Genomic DNA, 18,414 nt, shown 5'->3' on the forward strand with positions numbered 1-18,414 from the left:
CCTGCGACCCCGTACCCAACGGGGCGCAACCCTGCTAACATGACGAAGGCCGCCCGGCTCCCCCGAACCAGCGGCCTTCTGACCACAATCTTGGAGTAGCAAGACGATGGCTAATCACGCTATAACACCAGTGTACAATGATTTAAAGCTGATTTCCACCCCTGAAAACATCATCAGGACAGAAGGTATGCGCCGAATATTGGCCTGCCGGCGTGCGCTCATGTCTGCGCTGAAAGATGCCATCAACTATGGCTATTCAGATGCCGAGATAGATGAACTGTATGAGACAGAGGCATCTGTTTTCAAGAATATGCGTGAATGGGAGGCGCTGTAATGAGCGCCCGGGCGAGAGATTGGGCCTATTCTGTGCATCTGCCTATTTGTCAGAAATTCGTGCTTGTGGCGCTTGCTGAGCGTGCGAATGACGATGGGCTTGCTTGGCCGTCTGTGCGCACCATTTGCGACATGACTGGGGCCTGTGACAAGGCTGTTCGGAACGCCCTCAAGCAGCTTGAGCAGGGGGAATTTATTACTCGTGTTTCGAGTGGAACGCGCTCCAAAACATACCGTCTGAGCATCGAAAGCCAGAATGAGATACCGGTATCTGGTACCGATCAACCGGTACGAGATACCAGTCAACCGGTACGAGATACCGCGGTACCAGATACCGGTTACCCGGTACCACATACCACCCAACCGGTATCTGGTACCGGTCAGACCGGTACGACGTACCGACAAACCGTAAAGAACCGTAAAGAACCATTAAGCGCTAAGCATGCGCCGGACGCTGATTGGGTGAGTGCAAACTGGATGCGTCTTGGCAACGAGGTTCTCGATGCGGCTGGCGTTGATCCGGCGAAGCCGATGGTTCGAACGGGAGAGGTTCGCCAATGGCTGGCTGATGCCCGAGACCGGGGTTACGGATACGATGCTGCCCGAGAGGTGATCCTTTCTGCCATTCGCGAGAAATGCGAGCGCGGTGCCGGGCAAGGCAAGCCGCCGGCATGGTTCCGCATTCCCGTGCAGGAAGCTCTGGCCTCTGGCGCCATTGCCGCTTCTGAGGCGACTGCCGCTGCAGCGGAGCCAGAATGGACGCGCCAGATGGGCAAGGATTACACGCTCTACGCTCGCAATGCGATCGGGCGTCAGGAGCGGCCCATTTCGATGCGTGAGTTTCAAACCGCGTGGATGGCGCAGCACAACATTCCGCAGGGAGAGGCGGCATGAGCGGCACATTTGACAGGGCAGAGCTAGGCGCTGAAATGCCGTTCGATCTGCAAGCTGAGCAAGCCATACTTGGCGGGGTTATGACAAATTCCCGCGTTTATGACGATGTTTGCGATGTGCTGGAGCCGCGATATTTCTACTCTCCGCTCAACCGTCTGATCTACGAAACATCCGAACGCCTGATCATCGCCGGGACAGAGCCAAACCCGATCATGCTCCGGCAGGTCTTGGTCGGCAGCCCGGAAGTGGAGGCCGCCGGTGGATGGGAGAAGATTGCTCCGATCATCACCGGAAGCCTTGTGGGTGTGATGGGAAACCGGCGTTACGCGGAAACGGTGCGGGATCTGTGGGTGCGTAGGCAGATGCTCGAACTGTCGGGTGATATGCGGGAAATGGTGACACGCCCAGATGGTAGGACGGCGCAGGATGTTGTCGATCACGTTGAGGAAGCCATGCTGACCATCAGCCGTGATCGTTCGGACATTCGGACGGTTGGCGTGAGTGATTCCATGGCGTCCGTGCTAGAGGCGGCGCAAAGGGCTTCGCAGATTGATGGCGTAATCGGAACACCAACTGGATATGCTCGGTTCGATGCTATGTCCGGGGGTCTGGAAAACGGCACGCTGACCATTCTGGCAGGCCGTCCAGCAATGGGGAAAACCGCAGCGGGGGTTGGCATTGCCATTCGGGCAGCCAAAGCAACGGGCAAGCAGGTTCTCTACTGGTCTGGCGAAGTGAGTGACCGGCAGATTTCCCAGCGCCTCCTTGCTGCAAAAACCAATATTCCCGTTCAGTGCATCCGTTCCGGAAAGAACCGCGGCGAAGAAGTCGGGCAAGGCGAATACGCGTCAGGCACACCGTTGAGGCAGGAGCAGTGGGATCGAATTGTATCAGCCCAGCTAGACGCTGCTAAGATCCCGCTGGTGATCAACGATACTCCGGCAATCACGGTCGCAAAGCTCTACAGCGTTGCGCGGCGTATGGCGCGCTCCAAGAAGGGGCTAGCCATGGTTGTGGTGGATTATCTGGCGCTGATGCGTGGCTCCCAAACAGCGCGAAAGCAAGGACGCTATGCAGAAGTTTCCGAAATCTCCGCCGATCTGTTGGCCATGGCAAAATCTCTGAACGTGCCAGTGATCGCGTTGCAGCAGTTGAACCGAGACGTGGAAAAACGGGACAACAAGCGGCCAACAGGGGCTGACCTGCGAGATAGCGGCAACTTGGAGCAGGACGCCTCCATGATCGTGCTGCTTTACCGGGAGGAATACTATCTCGCGAAAGAGGGGCTGCCGGAGCAGAAGCAGGGCGAGACGATGGATAAATTCATGCAGCGGCAGGAGGACTACTACCGCAAGCTGGATGCATCGCGAGGTAAGGCCGTCTGGATTGTGGACAAGAATCGCCAAGGCAGCACCGGCGATATCCCAATGCTGTTCAATGGGCCGCAAACATGGTTCCGCGACATGTCCGAGGGTGAAGAAAGCCCAGCATGGTAAAAACAGCCACGAGGTTTCACGGAGAGCGTGGTTAGAGCATGAGAACGATAAATGACAGCAGAAGCGGATATGGCGCACTCTGCGGGAAGATATGGGGATTTTAGGGGTATGTTGATAATCGGAGATTTTGTGGGTGCCGACCTAATAGGCTGGCACGAATGGCCGACAAACCGGCGTGAAACAGCGCAAGAGCCACACACCAATCTGCCGCCCATACACGAGCCAGAGCCGGGGTTGCTGGATGAGGAAATCCTGCCGCTTCGGGATGATTGGATGAAGGGGCCGAAAGGGTAAGTTTTCCCTGTACTTTCTGGGCAATTCGTGATTCCATCAACGTATGAATTGGCGCGAAAACCTACCAGACTTTCTGAAGCCCGGTAACGTGGGAACATACGCTCCACCGGTTGATTGGAATGTGGCCTGTGCATTGCAGAATGTGCGGGCTGGCGTGCCTTTGACTGAGGCGCAGAAAGAGTTGGTCAAGAATGCGCGCGACTGACCGCACACCGCCACGCATCGTGATCGGGCTTTGGCTGATGTTGGCGTTTTTTGAAATTGTTGCAGGATTGGGTGGGTAATTATTCCTTCGCTTCTTCCCCTTTCATTCTTTGAACTTGCCCAGGTAATTCATAAAGGTAGACAAGCATCATGCGTGTAAGATTGCCAAGGTCTGCAATTTCTTGGGGAGAAGGCTCGTCTTCATCGTGTGCTGATTCGTTGCCTATTATTCGGATGTGGTCTGCCCAATCGCGGATATCGGGTGTGAGTAGTTGGTTTTCAGCAAGTATTCGTATGCGAGCAGCAAGCGATTTCCCAGAAGCTCCGGGAATATCCCGAGCTTTATCTTTAGTGGCCAATTCAAGCGAGCGTCGATATGTCATGCCGGCAGCACAAACATTACCAGAGATCCGGCTACGCTCTCCTTCAATGAAGGCCCTTTCCACATTATCTGGCAGGAAGAGAGGCGCAGTCGGTTTGGGAGGCGGTGGTGATATATTAGAAACTTTAACACGCGCAGTAATGTCGACATCTCGGCTCAATGCGATATTTAACGGCAACGTAATTATATGCGCATTGCTGCTTAGGAGATTCCTTGGCGCATCAGTGATTTTTAATCCGACAGGCAGGAAGCACCCTCGGCAGAAACAGGCAAGATTGTAAGATCTTCCGCCGCCTCCATCGGAATCAAGATATCCACAAATATCCATCGTAATGTTTTTTTGAGAGCAGCGAGGGCAGTCAAGAGCAATGGTCGCCATACAAATCAATCCACAGAATGTTGCGCACCAGTTAGCCGAAAGATTGGTCAGACGGACATGCGCGACTTCTGATCCAGCTTCAAGAGCTAGTGCCTTAATGAATGAGTATCGTCTCGCTTCTCCAGATGTCCAGAGGGCTCTCGTTATAGCTCTTATTTCGCGCGTAGCTATAAAAGGGGAATAAACGTGAATAAAGTAATCGCCCGGCCACGCTGCATTATCCCCCACGCGCAAGATAATGGGCCTACGCCTGAACGGGCGGCGAAATCTGTTTTCACTCGGGGTAATCCACCCCGCGTGCTGACAACCGTGCAATCATTGCTTAACGCTGGCGATATCACGCAGGACGATGCAAACGCAGGTGAGCGTTGGTATAGGGATTATACCTTCGCGTATGAAGGCATCATCGAATTTCCAGAAAATCATGTGTCGGACACAACTGTGAAGCATGATGATCTTTCTTGGAATATGACGCGGGCAAATGCCGCAGGGCGGTTGTTCGATGTGCGCAGGGCTTTGGGTGAGCGGGCAAACCAGATCCTACGGTTGATGTTGGTGGATGAGTTGAGTTTTCGGCAGTTGGGGGAAATGTTCTTTCCGCGCGTATCATCAGGGTCCGCCCATAGAAAAATATCGGCACAATGCGCAATGCTGCTGGGCCAGTTGAACGAGTTCTATAGGTCGCTGCGGTGCAAAAATAAAAAGACTTGTACCCCTAGCGAGGTTTCTGTATACGTTTAACCACAATGCAATAACTACGTTCACAAGCCGCCACAGTGCGGCTTTTTCTTTACCCGGACAAAATGCAGATACTCAGGCATGGCGACATCGTGCGTTTCAAGCGCTGTGACGCCCTGTGTGTTGGCATCGTGTCCGGCCTGTCGCTTCTTTGCGGCATCATGCCTGCAACAGAAAATACATGGCACCGTGCTGACCTTCCGCTGTCGATGCTGGAATGCGCGAACGCGGGGCTTCGTCCTGATGTGCGTATCCGGTGTTGGCCACGGTTTGGTTTGATGCGCGGGAATGTATCAGGGCGCGCTTCCAATGCGCTGCTGATTGCAGTCGGTGGGCGTGTTCAGCGCGAAGCAATGTTGCGGCAGTTCGAAAACAGTTTCGGGGGCGGCCATCCTTTAACGATGTAGCGCGCATCGCCATCCTGTTCTCTCTAACCGTTGGCTCCCGTGTAGTAGGTATTGGTCAACGGCATGGGCAAAACGTGCCGCCTTAAATTAGCAGCGTTAAGACAGGAAGCGCATTTTTCATTCTGGAGTGTTGGATATGGCCGGACGGCCCAGCAAGTACCAAGAAGGATTTGCTGAGCAGGCAAGGAAGTTGTGCCTTCTCGGTGCAACAGATCAGGATTTAGCAGATTTTTTCGAGGTAAGTGAGCAGACAATAAATGCCTGGAAATCTGCGCATCCTGAATTTCTTGAGTCCATAAAAAAGGGGAAAGATTTAGCCGACGCTGAGGTGGCTGATCGTCTTTTCCAGCGCGCTCTTGGATATTCTCATAAGGCAGTGAAGATCTTTAATGATCAAGGGCGCCCTTTGGTTGTTGATTATGAAGAGCATTATCCCCCCGATACTGCCGCAGGTATCTTTTGGCTAAAAAACCGCCAGAAAGACAAATGGCGCGATAAGATTACTCAAGAGCATTCCGGCCCAGACGGTGGCCCGATAGAAGTGAAGGGCGGCGGCGTTTCCGGCTTGCTCAACGCGGCATTACAGGAAGATGGCTCTAACTCAGGCTGATATTGCTGATTACCGCAAACTGCGCGGTATCTGGCGTAAAGATCCTGTTCTGTATGCTCGCCAGCGCTTGGGGCTTAACCCGACCACGCAATAGCGTCAGTTGCTGGAGGCTATTGCCCCGCCGGGTGCCAAGGTATCGGTGCGGGCAGGTCATGGCGTCGGCAAGTCGGGCTCTACGTCTGCGGCGATCTGGTGGCATCTGGAGTGTTACGAATACTGCCGCATTCCATGCACGGCCCCGACTGCGTCACAGCTTTACAACGTTCTTTGGGCGGAGCTTTCCAAGTGGGGGCGTCGGTCTGAAGAGCGAGCGCGTGCAGATGGCCTGCCGGAAGAATTGTGGCTGGCAAACCTGTTTGACCGCAATCAGGACAGGATATCCGACAAGGGCCAGCCCGCTGAGTGGTACGCTGTTGCCCGCACAAGCCGCCGGGAATCTCCTGACGCATTGCAGGGCTTTCATGCTTCTGACGTGCAGATCACGGATGATAACAGGGCGGTAGAGCGTTCATCGTCTGGTGGCTCAATCATGTTCGTGATTGAAGAAGCCAGCGGCGTCCCTGATGAGATATTCGAGGTTGCGGAAGGTGCGCTTTCTTCCCACGGTGCGCGCCTGCTTATGGTCGGCAACCCAACGCGCAACACAGGCTTCTTTGCGCGTTCTCAGAAGCAGGACAGGGCGCTGTACACGGCGCTTCATTTTCGCTGTTCTGACAGCCCGTTGGTTGATCCCAGCTACCGCGCCAATCTGGTGCGCAAGTATGGGGAAGGTTCAAACGTTGTTCGTGTGCGTGCTGATGGGGATTTCCCCAAGCAGGACGACGACGTTCTGATTCCGTTGGAAACGGCAGAAGCGGCGCTTGCGCGTGAACCTGCCAGCGGGAAATACGAGCGCAGGTTGGGTGTGGACGTTGCCCGCTTTGGTGATGACAGAACAACATTTGTTCTGCGTGAAGGCCCGCGCGTTGAGAAAATAGAAATCAGGGCCAAGCAGGATACGATGGCCACAGCCGGAATGGCGGCAGATTTCTTTCGCCGCTGGGACGCTGACAGCATTTACGTTGACGTTGTTGGTGTGGGTGCTGGCGTTGCTGATCGGTTGCGTGAACAGAAGTTGCCGGTCGTGGACGTGAACGTGGCCTGCCGTGCGCCTGATGAGGTTGTCGCGGATGATGCCAAGCCTGCAAAACTGCGCGATTATCTGTGGCTGCAGGTGGCCGCTTGGTTGCGTGCTGGGGATGCCTCCATTCAGGCTGACAGCAAAGACAACGCAGAAGATCTGGCCGCCGAACTTTCAACGGTTCGGTACGGTCTGGACAGTTCCGGCAATCTTCTGGTGGAAAGTAAGGACGCCATGAAAAAGCGTGGTCTGCGTTCTCCTGATATTGCCGATGCTTTGGGGCTTACTTTTGCGCCGGAGCCTAAGAAGGCTTTTAACTTCAACTCCATACTGAACCGTATTTAATGCTCTCTCGTATCCGCTCACTGTTCCGGCCATCCATTGAGCCGGACCCGCCGCGTGTGCGTGATGAGCCGCGTCTTGTGACCGACGGAAAGGAAAAGCTGGACTGGGGCCGGATCGCCCCGAGCGTTGGTGCGCCGTCATTGCGCGATGCGTTCAAACCCTACAAGCCCCCACCGGGCGTGCAGGGGAATGGGCAAGCGCCGCTAGCCATGGACAGCGGAGCTGCGACCGGCTCTGCGCTCATGAGTTGGATTGGGGAGGCCGTTTCCGAAGGGGTTGTTTTCCTCGGATACCCGCGCCTTGCTGAAATGGCGCAGCGGGCTGAATACCGCAATATGGTGGAAATCCTTGCCACGGAATCAACCCGTGAATGGATTGACTTCCAAGCTGTTGGCAAGGACGATAAAGGCCAGCGTATCGAGCAGTTGCGCAATGAGTTCATCCGCCTGAAAGTGCGTGAGCGTTTTCGGGAAATGTCCGAAATGGACGGATATTACGGGCTGGGCCTGCTGTATGTGGATGTGGGGCAGGCGCGCATGAGCGATATAGTTTCCACGCCTTTACTGCTTCGTCCCGAAACATTCAGGAAGGGATCGCTAAGGGAGTTGGTTGCTGTCGATCCGATCTGGGCTGCCCCAAATCAATACAGCACGTCAACGCCGCTCGCTTCTGATTTTTACAAACCCTCTACGTGGTGGGTGCAGGGCACGAATGTGCATCACACGCGGCTGCTGCGGTTTGTGTCGCGTGATGTGCCAGACATCCTTAAGCCGACATATAACTTTGGTGGTCTTTCACTGGCTCAGATGGCCAAACCATATGTCGATAACTGGCTGCGCACTCGCCAGAGTGTTTCCGATCTGATCAACGCCTTTTCGGTTGTGGCTCTGTCCACAAACATGACGTCCTATCAGCAGGATCCAGAAGGGTTGCTTGCCCGCGTGGAGGCATTTAATCGCTTTCGCTCTAATCGCGGCACGTTCTTGCTGGACAAGGATAGTGAGGAAATCCAAATCCTGAATGCTGCGTTGGCTGGACTGGATAAGCTGCAAGCGCAGGCTCAGGAGCAAATGTGTTCAGTGGCCCAGACTCCGCTTGTGAAGTTCACAGGCATTACACCCAGCGGCCTGAACGCTTCTTCTGATGGCGAAATCCGGGTGTTTTACGACCGCGTGCACGCTTATCAGGAAAACACATTCCGCGGTCCTCTCACAACGATCATGCATATGTGCATGTTGAACCTGTGGGGCGAAATAGACCCCGGCATTACGTTCGAGTTCAATACGCTGTGGCAGGCGACCGATGAAGAAGCCGCAGCCATCGAAAAGACCAAGGCTGATATTGATGCCGAGTATATTGATCGGGGCGTAATCTCGAACAGTGAGGCGCGGGACAGGATCGCGGCTGATCCCGAGAGTATTTATCAAGGCGTGGTAGAGCGAGGCAGTGAAGCGCCAGAAGTTCCTGATGGGGGCGATAATCTTTCATGACGACACGCTTTATTGCTCAATCCGTAGAGCCGGATGGGCGCAAAAAGCGTGCGCCAAATGTGCGGCCCGTCTTTTCCAATCAGGGTATCCGGGCGAAGTATCATGCTGTTCTGGTGCATCATATTTCCCGCATGCGGCAGGACGTTCTCAAGCGCGTCTTAGCTGCGTATGAGCAGTTTGACGCACAGCAGGCGCAGGATGAAACGCCACTAGAACGCCTTAAGCGCACGTTCTCGAATATTCTGGGGCAATGGCAAGAGCACTTTGACAAGCACGCCGAAAGTCTCGCCTCGCAGTTTGTGCAGCAGGCTTCCGGCCATGCGACCAGAAGCGTTCGGAACAGTCTGCGCGATCTTGGTTTTACGGTGCAGTTTCAGGCAACACCTGCCGTAAAGGAAGCGGTAAACCGGGCTCTCACTGAAAACATTGGTCTGATTAAATCCATACCGACTGAATGTCTGGATGAGGTTCAGGAACTGGTGGAAAAGTCTGCTTTGGCCGGGCGTGACCTTGGCACGCTCACCGATGAGATCAAGCGCCGGTTTGATGTTGCTGATAGCCGAGCGGCTCTGATTGCCAGAGACCAGAACAACAAAGTTTCGGCCAGCATAACGCGCAGACGACAGCAGGATCTAGGTATCTCGGAAGGTATCTGGCTGCACTCTGGCGCAAGCAGACACCCGCGACCCGAGCATGTGGCCGCTAACGGCAAGCGGTTCAATCTGGAGAAGGGGCTTTATCTCGACGGGCATTGGACGATGCCCGGTGAAGATATCAACTGCGGGTGCACATGGCGGCCTATTTTACCGGGGTTTAACGATGGTTAATACAGACCGCGTGCAAATTGCACTGGATGCGGTGCAGAGCGTGCGCGAGAAATCGCCTGAAGGACACTTGCGGATTACGCAATGCGTTCTCTCCAGCGCATGCGTATGCCCTTACTATGGGCGTGAAATACCGGGCTGGCGTGAGTTGGGGCTTGAGCCTGAAACGATCTACCAGCTCTACCGCGACCCGACAGCGCTGGCGCAGGCCGCCGATACCATGCGCGGCAAGCCGGTTCTATTCACGCACCAGCCTGTTTCTGCTGAGGATCATCCTGCGGAGATTACAGTCGGCAGCGTGACAGATGCGCGGTTTGAAGATCCTGACCTTGTTGGCTCGTTCACGGTCTGGACGCAGGACGCTATCGACGCAATCGAAAGCGGAGAATTGAAGGCTGTATCAGCGGGGTATGCGTACAAGGCGATCCCGCAAGGTGGGGTGCTGAACGGCCAGCCCTACAGCCTGACGATGGTTGATATCGTGTTCAACCATCTCGCACTTGTCGCAACGCCGCGTGTTCCTCACGCAATCATTGGAGATGCGGCGCTTTCTTCCACGGAGAATACATTGTCACAGACAAATGGAACGGCGCTGGAAAAGCGCCGCACTAAACTGCTGGAGGCTATCAAGCCACTTCTGGCCGCAGATACAGACATTGAGGTCTGCAAAAAGGCCATCGATGACGCAACATCAGCCACACCTCTGCCACAGGGAGCCCCTGAACCCGGAAAGGGAGCAAGGGACGGCGATGTTGCAGACGCACTGCGCAATCTTCTTGCGACCCGCGTGCCTGACGACATCCTGGATCAGGTTCTGGCGCTGTTTCAAAATAGTGAAACGGACGGTGGTCTGAACGTAGGCGGCACGGACGATGATCCGCAGGAGATGGCCGAACGTATGAAGGCCGCTGGCCTTACTGATGATCAGATTGCCAAATGCATCGCCGCTATGACCACGCAGGGTCAGGATGACACTCCGGGCGAACGTGAGGCCGCAGGAGCAGCGCGTGCAGATGCCGAGAAAGAAGCGGCCCGTCGTGCGGAAGCTGCTGGCGCTGCGCGTGAGGATAAAGAACGCGGAATGGATAAAGGTATTACCAAACAGGCGATGGATGCGGCTCTCGCCAATGTTGCCGCAACAGTAGAGCGCAACACGATTGCCCGCATGAATGCACTTCATGCCGCGCGGGATGCCGTGAAGCCTTTTGCCGGTGAAGTAGCGCTAGATAGTGCTGCGGCTGTGTATCGCTTTGCCCTGAAAGAAATGGGCTTGGATTGCACAGGCATTCCTGATGCCGGGCTTGAGCCACTGTTCAAGCAGGCCGCGCAATTACGCACTCAGGTAACTGACGCTCCGGCAAAAAAGATCGCGCAAGACAGCAAAGGCACTGCTGATTTCCGCGAGAACTTCGGCCTCAACCGCATTCAGGTGAAGGGATAATCACATGGCATTTCAGCAGCAGGTAAATGTTGAGCCCGCACTTGGCGTTGCGGGGGATTTCGCATCCATGAACCCAACGGCGAATACGCTGGCGGGTGAGGGCGCGCTGGTCGCAGGCGCTGGCGGTGTAACTGTTGGCAAGTTCGGGTGGATTCAGGCAGACGGCCAGACCGTTCTGAACGCGCCACCGTCAGGCTCAAAGGCTGCTCCCGATGGCTTTGTGCATCGTGACCTTACTGCCCAGATCGACAATTTTTACGATGAAGCCGGGATGGTTGTCCCCGAAGGTTTCATGGTCAGCCTGTATCAGGCTGGTGATTTCTTCGCCAACACATCCACCGCAGCCACGCGCGGGCAGAAGATCTTTGCGTCCACCACGGACGGCAGCGGTTCCACCGGTGCAGCCGGGGCTACGGTTGCCGGTTCTGTCGAAACCAAATTCTACGCCGCCAACACATGCGCTGCTGGCGAGCTTGTTAAAATCTCCACGTGGGATCATTCATAATGGATAATTTTCAGGCACAACTGGCGGAGCTTAACCGCCTGGGCTTTGTGATGCCCGATGCAAAGGGCATGATCAAAGACAACGCGCTTCTGGCCACCGATGCCATGGCGATGGATGCCCAGCCTACACTTTCCACGACAGCCAACGCGGGCATTCCCGCGTTCATGTCTGCGTGGATTGACCCCAATCTGATCAAGGTCGCGTTCTCCCCCATGCGTGGCGGTGAGATTGCGGGTGAGGTCAAGAAAGGGGATTGGGTTACCAAAACAGCCGTGTTCCCCATGGTCGAAACCACGGGTGAAGTTTCCAGCTATGGTGACTGGAACAACAACGGTCAGGTGAACCTGAATCCGAACTTCCCTGATCGGCAGTCCTATCATTATCAGGTCTTTGCGACTTGGGGTGAGCAGGAACTGGATCTTGCTGGACAGGCGCGCATTCAGTGGGCTGCTGGCCTACGAGAAGCCGCAGCGCTCAAGCTGAACAAGTTTCAGAACAAGACCTACTTCTTCGGTATCGATGGTCTGCGCCTCTACGGTTACCTGAACGACCCGCGCCTGAACGCGGCTATCGTGCCAGAAACCAAGGCGGCAGGCGGCACATCATGGAAAAACGCCACGCCGGAAGAGCGGCAGGATGATGTGATCGACCTCATCAACCAGCTGCGTAAGCAGACTGCCGGCATGGTGACGACTGACAGCGCCATTACCATTGGTCTGTCTCCTACCAGCATGGGTCTGCTGACCCGTAAAAACCAGTTCGGCATGTCTGCGCTTTCGCTGCTGACGGACACCTACAAGAAGCTCCGCTTTGTTGAGGCTGTCGAATTTGGCGATGAAATTGGCCAGACCGTACAGACCATGATTGCCGTGGTTGACCAGGTCGATACGCAGAAAACTGCCGAAGCAGCTTTTACCGAAAAGCTGCGCACGCACGCCATTGTTACGGAATCCTCTGCGTGGAAGCAGAAGATGTCTCAGGGCACATGGGGCGCGATCATCTACATGCCTGCGGGCGTTGCAACCATGGCGGGGATTTAAGACATGAGCGGCACAACATCCAGCGCCATCGTTATCGGCTGCAAGCTGGCCAACGGCGTTATCCTGCGGCTGAAAAATAAGCCGGGCGTAGAATACAAGCTGAACGGTGCCAATGCTGCACGCGTGATTGGCGGGTATGGCCTTACCACTGTCCCGTCTGATTTCTGGGATGCTTGGGTGAAAGAGAAGGCTGGCTTTCCGCCTTTGGAAAATAAACTGATCTTCGCGCAGCCAACAGTGGCCAAGGCGGAAGGACAGGCCAAAGAGCAGGAAGCAGTTAAGGCGGGCACAGAACCGCTTGACCCTCAGAAGCCCGCTCCGGGCATTACCCCAGCCAAGTAAGGTGCAGGCGTGGCGATAGCGCAGTTTGATTATACAAAATGGTCGGCGCGTTATCCCACGCTGGCCACTTATGTGAATGCAGGACTTGGCGGCGCTTTGTGGGAAGAGGCTGGTTTGTACCTCAACAATACAGACGCTTCACCTGTGCAGGACGTGGGCAGGCGTGGCGTTTTGCTGGGGATGATCACGGCCCATCTGGCACAGCTTAATTTAAGCGCGCAGCAAGGTGGTTCTGATGTGGTGGGACGCATCGCATCGGCATCAGAAGGGAGCGTATCGCTTTCGGCTGATATGGGGCCTGTCACCAATTCTCAGGCATGGTGGGTGCAAACCAAGTGGGGCGCGGCCTATTGGGCGGCAACGACTTTCTTGCGTAGAGCGCGATACGTTCCGGGTCGCCCGCAGCCCGCGTGGTCATGGCCGTAAAGGCAAAGGTGCGTGGAGGCGCAAAGCTGCGTGCGTATTTGCAGCAGCTTGAGCGCAATTCAGAAACAGCCCGTGTGGCGCGTGTAGGTTTTCTGGAAGGTTCCACGTATCCAGACGGCACGCCTGTTGCCGAGATTGCTTCTATTCAGGAGTTTGGTGCATCAATCGATCATCCCGGCGGCACGAAATACATCACGGATGCTGTGGTCGGAAAGCGTGGGGCAGAGCGCATTGGTACGCGGTTTGTGGGCAAAAGTTTCCAGGGTGAAACCAAGACAACAGCCGCGCATAAAATCGTTATCCCGCCACGGCCATTCTTTCGGACCGCCATAGCCAAAAACAAACAGGCGTGGGCCGATGCGCTGGCAATAAGCATGAAGCGCACGGGCATGGATTCCGCCACGTCTCTTGGTCGCGTGGCTATGCTGATGGTGTCGGATATTCAGAAGTCCATCATTGATTGGTCAGACCCACCGAACGCGCCCAGCACGATACGCAAGAAGGGTTACAACAACCCGTTGGAACATACCCGCACGATGCTCCGGGCAGTTGATGGCGAGGTGAAGTGATGAACCTTTTCGGGCCAGTAACGGGTATCATCTCTGCGGTTAATCCATGCATACAGGCCACCTTGCGGGCCAGCAATGGCAGCGAGACGCTCCCTAGTGGGCGTGTGGCCCCCGAATACACTGAGGCTTTGATCACCATTCAGGTGCAGGCGGCCAGCAGTGAGGATTTGCAGCAGGTCGCCAATCTCAACCAGTCCACAGATGTGCGCTCAGTTTACGTTTACGGGCACATCAAGGGCATAGACCGAGCTCATCAATTTGGTGGCGATATCCTTGTTTTTGATGATTCAGAATGGCTGGTTGTCGGCCAGCCCGAGCAATGGGGCAGCGGTGAATGGTGCAGGCTGATAGTGGCGCGACAGATCCCATCACAGCAAGCCTGTCCGAAGACGATGTAACGACAGCACTGCGGGCCTTTCTGCTTTCCATTCTTCCTTCGGGAACAGAGGTGAGGCTAGGTCAGCAGAACCGCGTTGCTGCGCCTCTTGGCCTGTTTGTGCTGATGACCATTGTTGTGCGGCAGCAGATTGCCACTAACGGCTCTAAATACGGCACAGATACGCGGACAGTGAGCAGGCAGGAGCATCTAACTGTGCAGGTTAGCGTGTTCGGTCCCGGGGCAGGCGACATGATTGAACGCATTGTGACGCTGTTCCGTGATCCGTATGCCTGCCAATTCTTCCAGCAGGAACGGCCACAAGGCGATGTAACGCCGCTTTATGCGGATGATCCCCGGCAGACGGGATTCATAAATGGTGAGCACCAGTATGAAGATAACTGGAATGCAGACCTGCACTTGCAAGCCAATTACCGCTTCACGCTTCCACAACAGTTTGCTGACTCCGCTCATATCGATCTGATTGAAGCAGAGGCGGCCAGCAACGAGACACAGGCATGACATTATCAATCAAAAGCATCGTCAGCGTAACGCCGAGCGTTATCTCGCCCAGCGGCACGGTTAACATCCTTAAGGGGATGGTGTTTTCTACGAATACCTCTTTGGATGCAGGAGTGAGTTCCTTCACTACAGCGGCTGATGTGGCGACCAAGTGCGGGGTGAACAGTATTGAGGCCAGCATCGCCAGCATTTACTTTGGCTCGTATTCTGGTTCGCTGGATGCGCCGTCCACCCTGTATTTCTACCAGCTTCCATCTTCTCCGGCAGATGCAGATTACGGCACATATCTTTCTGCCGCAGCGGATGCAGAGGGTGATTGGTCTGGTTTCATGTTCGCTCAGGAGCCAGACGCTACGGCCAAGACAGCCATTGCCGCGTGGATGGCTGCTAACCCTAACCGCTATTGGGGCGTTATTCAGGACGCAGATGCAAACATCCTGACAGCCAATGCGACCGCCACATTCGGGGCGACTGTAAAGGCCAAAAACACACCGGGCCTAACATGCGTGTGTAACGCGGATGGCAATGGCACGTTGATTGCTGCGGCTGCACTTTCATGGGCAGCGTCCATCAACCCCAATCGGGCTAATGGCCGGGCAACGCTGATGTTCCGTCAGTTCTCTGGACTTACACCGTCCAACATTTCCAACGCACAGGCCACGAACCTGCTGGGGAATGGTTACTGCTTCTACGGCAACTACAAAGCCAATGATACATCCTTCAACTGGTTCGTGGATGGCTCTGTGTCTGGCCCGTTTGCGTGGGCTGATAGCTATCTGAACCAGATATGGATGAATGCAGATTTCCAGATCAATCTGGCGGACATGTTCTCCAACGTTGGGCTTATCCCGTACGATGCGGTTGGGGACGGCATTATTTCAACGTCTGTGCAGCCCACTATTGATCTGGCGCTTTCCTTTGGCGCTATTCAGGCAGGCGTGACGCTCTCTGATGATGAAGCCCTGCAGGTCAATTCCAAGGCTGGGAAAGCTATCAGCACAACGCTGCAAACTCAGGGCTGGTATCTTATCCCCGGCGCATCCACAGCCACAGCAGCAACACGGGCCAAGCGCGGCACAGTGGATGGCATGTTCTTCTATACGGACGGCGAAAGCGTGCAGTCCATCAACCTTTCGTCTGCTGAGGTGCAGTAAGCATGTCTGATTATGATATCACAGCCGCTAATTCGGTTTTTACCATTACCGTGCCGGGGCTTTATAATGCCCCGATCACGTTGGAGAACTATGCGGCAGATCGCGCCTTTGAAACGGAAGCGGTTGAGCAGGCCGAAACGGCCATGAGCATTGATGGCTACCTGAACGCAGGCTGGGTGCCTAACCCCATTGCGCAAACCATCAGTCTTGCTGCGGCCAGCTCCAGTTCCCGTATCTTTGAGGCCGTCGTGGCAGCGCAGGCCACAGCGCGCAGCCTCTATCGCTTGAGCGCGGAAATCCAGCTTCCTTCCATCGGCAAGAAATACACCATGGTGCGCGGCCTTGTGCGCTCTGCGGTTGTTATTCCATCCGCTGCCCGCGTGTTGGAAGCGCAGACGTTTGAACTGTTATGGGAGCGGGTTATCCCGGCCGCGCTGTAATGGCTATCAAGGAAGTCACTGTTACGTGCCAGCGGGAAGGTGCTGACAAGGGCAAGATGTTTGTCATTACCCGCATGTCTGCCTTTGAGGCGGATAAGTGGGGACGGCATTGCTTGCAGGCGGCTATATCAAGCGGCGCTGATATTCCCGGAGCTGCTTCTGGTTCCGGTGTTGCCGGGCTTGCCGCCGCGGGCATCAGCATCTTCGGGATGATGGCGCCAGAGAAGATGGACGAACTGCTTGCGCGTCTGATGCAGTGTGTGAGCGTGCAGCCAGACCCGGGCAACCCAAGTGTGCGGCGCCCTCTGCATGAAAGCGATATTGAAGAAATCCCCACGGTCGGATGGCTCCAGAAGGAGGCCTTCGCGTTGCATGTGGATTTTTTCAAGGGCGTCGGCCAGTTGTTCTCCCTTCTGTCCGTTCTGCTGCAAATGGGACACAGCGCCCCGTCGCCCGATATGCCAACGTCAATGAACGCCATGCCCTCGTAATTCAGCAGGGCCTCGCCTCGCTGCATGAACTGCAAACGGTTTATGACAGCGAGGATTTTGAGGATTTATTGGAGATGGCTGTAGTGCGCCGGTTTAATGCGAGTTGAAGATGTCCGAAGAAAAAATAGAACGCCGCTTTGAAATTTCAGAGCGAGTTACATTCCATGTGTTGGAAAGGATTATATCCGTTACGCATTGCTCGGGTGCGGAAAATGCGAGTTACAGCAACACAAGTGGACGCTCTGCTTCATTCCGCACAAAGGAAGAAGCAGAGGAGTATGTGCGGTTACTGGGAGGGTGATGTTAGTAGGGTGGATTGGTCCACGTTCGGTTCTGACTATTAAACCAATCTACGCAGTCTTTGGAGAACCATCCTGAATTACTTTTTGTGCATCTATTAATTAGAATTCTATCACCATTATGACTTCTAATGGTCAGGAACGGCTTTAACTTGTTCATGATATCCGTCTCTGAAAAGCGGACCGTATCAACAAACCATACTGATTCCACAGGATGGCACCATATCCCACTGATACCTTTGATTGCCTCATAAAGCTTAGGATATTCAAAGTTATCTGCGACTTTAATGTCGTAGGTAATCATATAAACTGCCATTTTCTTCCTCCTTATCGGAGCAGGGTGGCAGTACCTTTCAGAGTCCGCCAAACCGTACAAATGAGGGGCTGGGTTTCTGTTTTTGGTAGGGGCTGGGAAGTAAGCAATTTACCTGTTATCAGCCCCTTATGAGACGACTGGCCCTGATATTTTTCTGCACTCTGTGCGTAACCCCTCTTCATGCAGAAGAAGATAACTGCAACGATTTTGGTGCAAATGGCCATTTGCCAAATATCGTAAACCCCAAGTTAAGCGCAGGCACTAAGCTGCTGTGCAACAAAGGGTATGCAGCCTTGGCTTCGTCCGTATCGCACGAGCCTCTTTGGTCAGCCGAGCATCTCTGGTCGGATGATGTAGAGGCGGCGGAAAGGCTAAAAAGGACAGGCCACTTCTATGCAGACACTCGGTTTGCGGGCAGCGCGGATTTACAGGACTATTATAACTCCATTTATGACCGTGGACATATGGCACCGAGTGGTGACCAACCTACAGAAGCATCCCAGGCAGAGACTTATGCACTCTCAAATGTGGTGCCTCAGACGGCCAGTCTGAATGAAGGCATCTGGTCACGTGTGGAGCGGCGTGTGCGGGATATGGCAGATGATGAAGGAGAGCTGTATGTGGTGACAGGCCCCGCTTTTCATTTGCGACCCATTCAGACCATGGGGCATGATCGCGTGTACGTGCCGTCCTCAACGTGGAAAGCAGTCTATTCGCCCAGCAAGAATAAAGCGTCAGCGTATGTGTGTAAAAACGCGCAACAACACCCACACTGCACGCAGGTTACAGTCGCAACACTTATACGGAATGTCGGGATTGACCCGTTTCCAGGAGTGTCAGCGCAGATTAAGGTGCAAGCGTGGAAGTTGCCTGCGCCTTAAGGGGTGGATTTGTAGAATATATCTAAGACGTCCGGTAGGGTGCTTTGCTTACTCGTTACTGAATAACTGTAGCGCAACTTTATCATGTTCTGGTGT

At 54.7% G+C, this 18,414-nt stretch carries 23 protein-coding genes; 22 read left to right on the forward strand and 1 reads right to left on the reverse strand.

Annotated elements, in window-relative coordinates; genetic code table 11:
- The first annotated feature begins 106 nt into the window (after positions 1–106).
- From QQM41_RS11710 to QQM41_RS11725, 4 genes are all read left to right on the forward strand, one after another.
- A complete protein-coding gene (locus tag QQM41_RS11710; protein ID WP_088364743.1) occupies positions 107–334 on the forward strand; it encodes a hypothetical protein in 228 nt (75 codons plus the stop codon).
- Positions 334–1,227, forward strand: coding sequence for a helix-turn-helix domain-containing protein (locus QQM41_RS11715; RefSeq protein WP_339077223.1), 894 nt, complete (start codon positions 334–336; stop codon positions 1,225–1,227). Before QQM41_RS11710 ends, QQM41_RS11715 begins: the two co-directional genes overlap by 1 nt.
- Positions 1,224–2,723, forward strand: a complete 1,500-nt coding sequence (locus QQM41_RS11720) for a replicative DNA helicase (protein ID WP_339077224.1) — start codon at positions 1,224–1,226, stop codon at positions 2,721–2,723. The genes QQM41_RS11715 and QQM41_RS11720 overlap by 4 nt, the downstream gene beginning before the upstream one ends.
- 108 nt (positions 2,724–2,831) lie before the next feature.
- The gene (locus QQM41_RS11725) at positions 2,832–3,017 is read left to right on the forward strand and encodes a hypothetical protein (RefSeq protein ID WP_339077225.1); all 186 of its coding nucleotides are present in this window, start codon (positions 2,832–2,834) and stop codon (positions 3,015–3,017) included.
- A gap of 284 nt (positions 3,018–3,301) precedes the next feature.
- Here the strand turns inward: QQM41_RS11725 and QQM41_RS11730 are convergent, their stop codons facing one another.
- Positions 3,302–3,982 carry a DUF4145 domain-containing protein gene (locus QQM41_RS11730; protein ID WP_339077226.1) on the reverse strand — a complete coding sequence of 227 codons (681 nt, stop codon included), beginning with the start codon at positions 3,980–3,982 and terminating at the stop codon, positions 3,302–3,304.
- A 297-nt stretch (positions 3,983–4,279) separates the two neighbouring features.
- On the opposite strand from QQM41_RS11730, the gene QQM41_RS11735 reads away from it, so the two are divergent.
- The 18 genes from QQM41_RS11735 to QQM41_RS11820 all read left to right on the forward strand — a co-directional run bounded on the left by QQM41_RS11735 (position 4,280) and on the right by QQM41_RS11820 (position 18,318).
- Positions 4,280–4,723: a hypothetical protein gene (locus QQM41_RS11735; RefSeq protein ID WP_155468006.1), complete on the forward strand. Its 444-nt coding sequence runs from the start codon at positions 4,280–4,282 to the stop codon at positions 4,721–4,723.
- A gap of 35 nt (positions 4,724–4,758) precedes the next feature.
- Complete coding sequence (locus QQM41_RS11740; RefSeq protein WP_339077227.1) at positions 4,759–5,127, forward strand: hypothetical protein; 369 nt, start codon at positions 4,759–4,761, stop codon at positions 5,125–5,127.
- Between the two features lie 136 nt (positions 5,128–5,263).
- Positions 5,264–5,737: a hypothetical protein gene (locus QQM41_RS11745; protein WP_019089341.1), complete on the forward strand. Its 474-nt coding sequence runs from the start codon at positions 5,264–5,266 to the stop codon at positions 5,735–5,737.
- 100 nt (positions 5,738–5,837) lie between these two features.
- Positions 5,838–7,202, forward strand: a complete 1,365-nt coding sequence (locus QQM41_RS11750; protein ID WP_339077228.1) for a hypothetical protein — start codon at positions 5,838–5,840, stop codon at positions 7,200–7,202.
- Positions 7,202–8,692: a DUF1073 domain-containing protein gene (locus QQM41_RS11755; RefSeq protein WP_339077229.1), complete on the forward strand. Its 1,491-nt coding sequence runs from the start codon at positions 7,202–7,204 to the stop codon at positions 8,690–8,692. The genes QQM41_RS11750 and QQM41_RS11755 overlap by 1 nt, the downstream gene beginning before the upstream one ends.
- Positions 8,689–9,519, forward strand: a complete 831-nt coding sequence (locus QQM41_RS11760) for a phage minor head protein (protein ID WP_339077230.1) — start codon at positions 8,689–8,691, stop codon at positions 9,517–9,519. The genes QQM41_RS11755 and QQM41_RS11760 overlap by 4 nt, the downstream gene beginning before the upstream one ends.
- Entirely contained in the window at positions 9,512–10,957 is a 1,446-nt protein-coding gene (locus QQM41_RS15735; protein ID WP_408874565.1) for a DUF2213 domain-containing protein, read from the forward strand. The genes QQM41_RS11760 and QQM41_RS15735 overlap by 8 nt, the downstream gene beginning before the upstream one ends.
- A gap of 4 nt (positions 10,958–10,961) precedes the next feature.
- Positions 10,962–11,462: a hypothetical protein gene (locus QQM41_RS11770; RefSeq protein WP_339077231.1), complete on the forward strand. Its 501-nt coding sequence runs from the start codon at positions 10,962–10,964 to the stop codon at positions 11,460–11,462.
- Positions 11,462–12,502, forward strand: coding sequence for a major capsid family protein (locus tag QQM41_RS11775; RefSeq protein ID WP_339077232.1), 1,041 nt, complete (start codon positions 11,462–11,464; stop codon positions 12,500–12,502). The genes QQM41_RS11770 and QQM41_RS11775 overlap by 1 nt, the downstream gene beginning before the upstream one ends.
- A gap of 3 nt (positions 12,503–12,505) precedes the next feature.
- Positions 12,506–12,844: a hypothetical protein gene (locus tag QQM41_RS11780; protein WP_339077233.1), complete on the forward strand. Its 339-nt coding sequence runs from the start codon at positions 12,506–12,508 to the stop codon at positions 12,842–12,844.
- A 9-nt stretch (positions 12,845–12,853) separates the two neighbouring features.
- Positions 12,854–13,270: a DUF4054 domain-containing protein gene (locus tag QQM41_RS11785; protein WP_339077234.1), complete on the forward strand. Its 417-nt coding sequence runs from the start codon at positions 12,854–12,856 to the stop codon at positions 13,268–13,270.
- Positions 13,261–13,839 (forward strand): hypothetical protein, encoded by a 579-nt coding sequence (locus QQM41_RS11790; protein ID WP_339077235.1) that lies wholly within the window; start codon positions 13,261–13,263, stop codon positions 13,837–13,839. Before QQM41_RS11785 ends, QQM41_RS11790 begins: the two co-directional genes overlap by 10 nt.
- Positions 13,839–14,237, forward strand: coding sequence for a hypothetical protein (locus QQM41_RS11795; RefSeq protein WP_088364723.1), 399 nt, complete (start codon positions 13,839–13,841; stop codon positions 14,235–14,237). The genes QQM41_RS11790 and QQM41_RS11795 overlap by 1 nt, the downstream gene beginning before the upstream one ends.
- The gene (locus QQM41_RS11800) at positions 14,174–14,737 is read left to right on the forward strand and encodes an LIC_12616 family protein (protein ID WP_339077236.1); all 564 of its coding nucleotides are present in this window, start codon (positions 14,174–14,176) and stop codon (positions 14,735–14,737) included. The genes QQM41_RS11795 and QQM41_RS11800 overlap by 64 nt, the downstream gene beginning before the upstream one ends.
- On the forward strand, positions 14,734–15,891 hold the full coding sequence (locus QQM41_RS11805; protein ID WP_339077237.1) for a DUF3383 family protein: 1,158 nt from the start codon (positions 14,734–14,736) through the stop codon (positions 15,889–15,891). The genes QQM41_RS11800 and QQM41_RS11805 overlap by 4 nt, the downstream gene beginning before the upstream one ends.
- A 2-nt stretch (positions 15,892–15,893) precedes the next feature.
- Positions 15,894–16,331: a phage tail fiber protein gene (locus QQM41_RS11810; RefSeq protein WP_339077238.1), complete on the forward strand. Its 438-nt coding sequence runs from the start codon at positions 15,894–15,896 to the stop codon at positions 16,329–16,331.
- Positions 16,331–16,822: a hypothetical protein gene (locus QQM41_RS11815; protein WP_339077239.1), complete on the forward strand. Its 492-nt coding sequence runs from the start codon at positions 16,331–16,333 to the stop codon at positions 16,820–16,822. Before QQM41_RS11810 ends, QQM41_RS11815 begins: the two co-directional genes overlap by 1 nt.
- A gap of 743 nt (positions 16,823–17,565) precedes the next feature.
- Positions 17,566–18,318: a DNA/RNA non-specific endonuclease gene (locus tag QQM41_RS11820; protein WP_339077240.1), complete on the forward strand. Its 753-nt coding sequence runs from the start codon at positions 17,566–17,568 to the stop codon at positions 18,316–18,318.
- The last annotated feature ends 96 nt before the right edge of the window (positions 18,319–18,414 follow it).

This window comes from Acetobacter sp. AC2005 (assembly GCF_037901235.1).
Taxonomy (GTDB): domain Bacteria; phylum Pseudomonadota; class Alphaproteobacteria; order Acetobacterales; family Acetobacteraceae; genus Acetobacter; species Acetobacter oryzoeni.

Excerpts from the sequence above, each read along its gene's own strand:
- QQM41_RS11710 (WP_088364743.1), top strand. The coding sequence starts at position 107 with ATGGCTAATCACGCTATAACACCAGTGTACAATGATTTAAAGCTGATT.
- QQM41_RS11715 (WP_339077223.1), top strand. The coding sequence starts at position 334 with ATGAGCGCCCGGGCGAGAGATTGGGCCTATTCTGTGCATCTGCCTATT.
- QQM41_RS11720 (WP_339077224.1), top strand. The coding sequence starts at position 1,224 with ATGAGCGGCACATTTGACAGGGCAGAGCTAGGCGCTGAAATGCCGTTC.
- QQM41_RS11725 (WP_339077225.1), top strand. The coding sequence starts at position 2,832 with ATGTTGATAATCGGAGATTTTGTGGGTGCCGACCTAATAGGCTGGCAC.
- QQM41_RS11730 (WP_339077226.1), bottom strand. The coding sequence starts at position 3,982 with ATGGCGACCATTGCTCTTGACTGCCCTCGCTGCTCTCAAAAAAACATT.
- QQM41_RS11745 (WP_019089341.1), top strand. The coding sequence starts at position 5,264 with ATGGCCGGACGGCCCAGCAAGTACCAAGAAGGATTTGCTGAGCAGGCA.
- QQM41_RS11755 (WP_339077229.1), top strand. The coding sequence starts at position 7,202 with ATGCTCTCTCGTATCCGCTCACTGTTCCGGCCATCCATTGAGCCGGAC.
- QQM41_RS11760 (WP_339077230.1), top strand. The coding sequence starts at position 8,689 with ATGACGACACGCTTTATTGCTCAATCCGTAGAGCCGGATGGGCGCAAA.
- QQM41_RS15735 (WP_408874565.1), top strand. The coding sequence starts at position 9,512 with ATGGTTAATACAGACCGCGTGCAAATTGCACTGGATGCGGTGCAGAGC.
- QQM41_RS11770 (WP_339077231.1), top strand. The coding sequence starts at position 10,962 with ATGGCATTTCAGCAGCAGGTAAATGTTGAGCCCGCACTTGGCGTTGCG.
- QQM41_RS11775 (WP_339077232.1), top strand. The coding sequence starts at position 11,462 with ATGGATAATTTTCAGGCACAACTGGCGGAGCTTAACCGCCTGGGCTTT.
- QQM41_RS11780 (WP_339077233.1), top strand. The coding sequence starts at position 12,506 with ATGAGCGGCACAACATCCAGCGCCATCGTTATCGGCTGCAAGCTGGCC.
- QQM41_RS11790 (WP_339077235.1), top strand. The coding sequence starts at position 13,261 with ATGGCCGTAAAGGCAAAGGTGCGTGGAGGCGCAAAGCTGCGTGCGTAT.
- QQM41_RS11795 (WP_088364723.1), top strand. The coding sequence starts at position 13,839 with ATGAACCTTTTCGGGCCAGTAACGGGTATCATCTCTGCGGTTAATCCA.
- QQM41_RS11800 (WP_339077236.1), top strand. The coding sequence starts at position 14,174 with ATGGTGCAGGCTGATAGTGGCGCGACAGATCCCATCACAGCAAGCCTG.
- QQM41_RS11805 (WP_339077237.1), top strand. The coding sequence starts at position 14,734 with ATGACATTATCAATCAAAAGCATCGTCAGCGTAACGCCGAGCGTTATC.
- QQM41_RS11810 (WP_339077238.1), top strand. The coding sequence starts at position 15,894 with ATGTCTGATTATGATATCACAGCCGCTAATTCGGTTTTTACCATTACC.
- QQM41_RS11815 (WP_339077239.1), top strand. The coding sequence starts at position 16,331 with ATGGCTATCAAGGAAGTCACTGTTACGTGCCAGCGGGAAGGTGCTGAC.
- QQM41_RS11820 (WP_339077240.1), top strand. The coding sequence starts at position 17,566 with ATGAGACGACTGGCCCTGATATTTTTCTGCACTCTGTGCGTAACCCCT.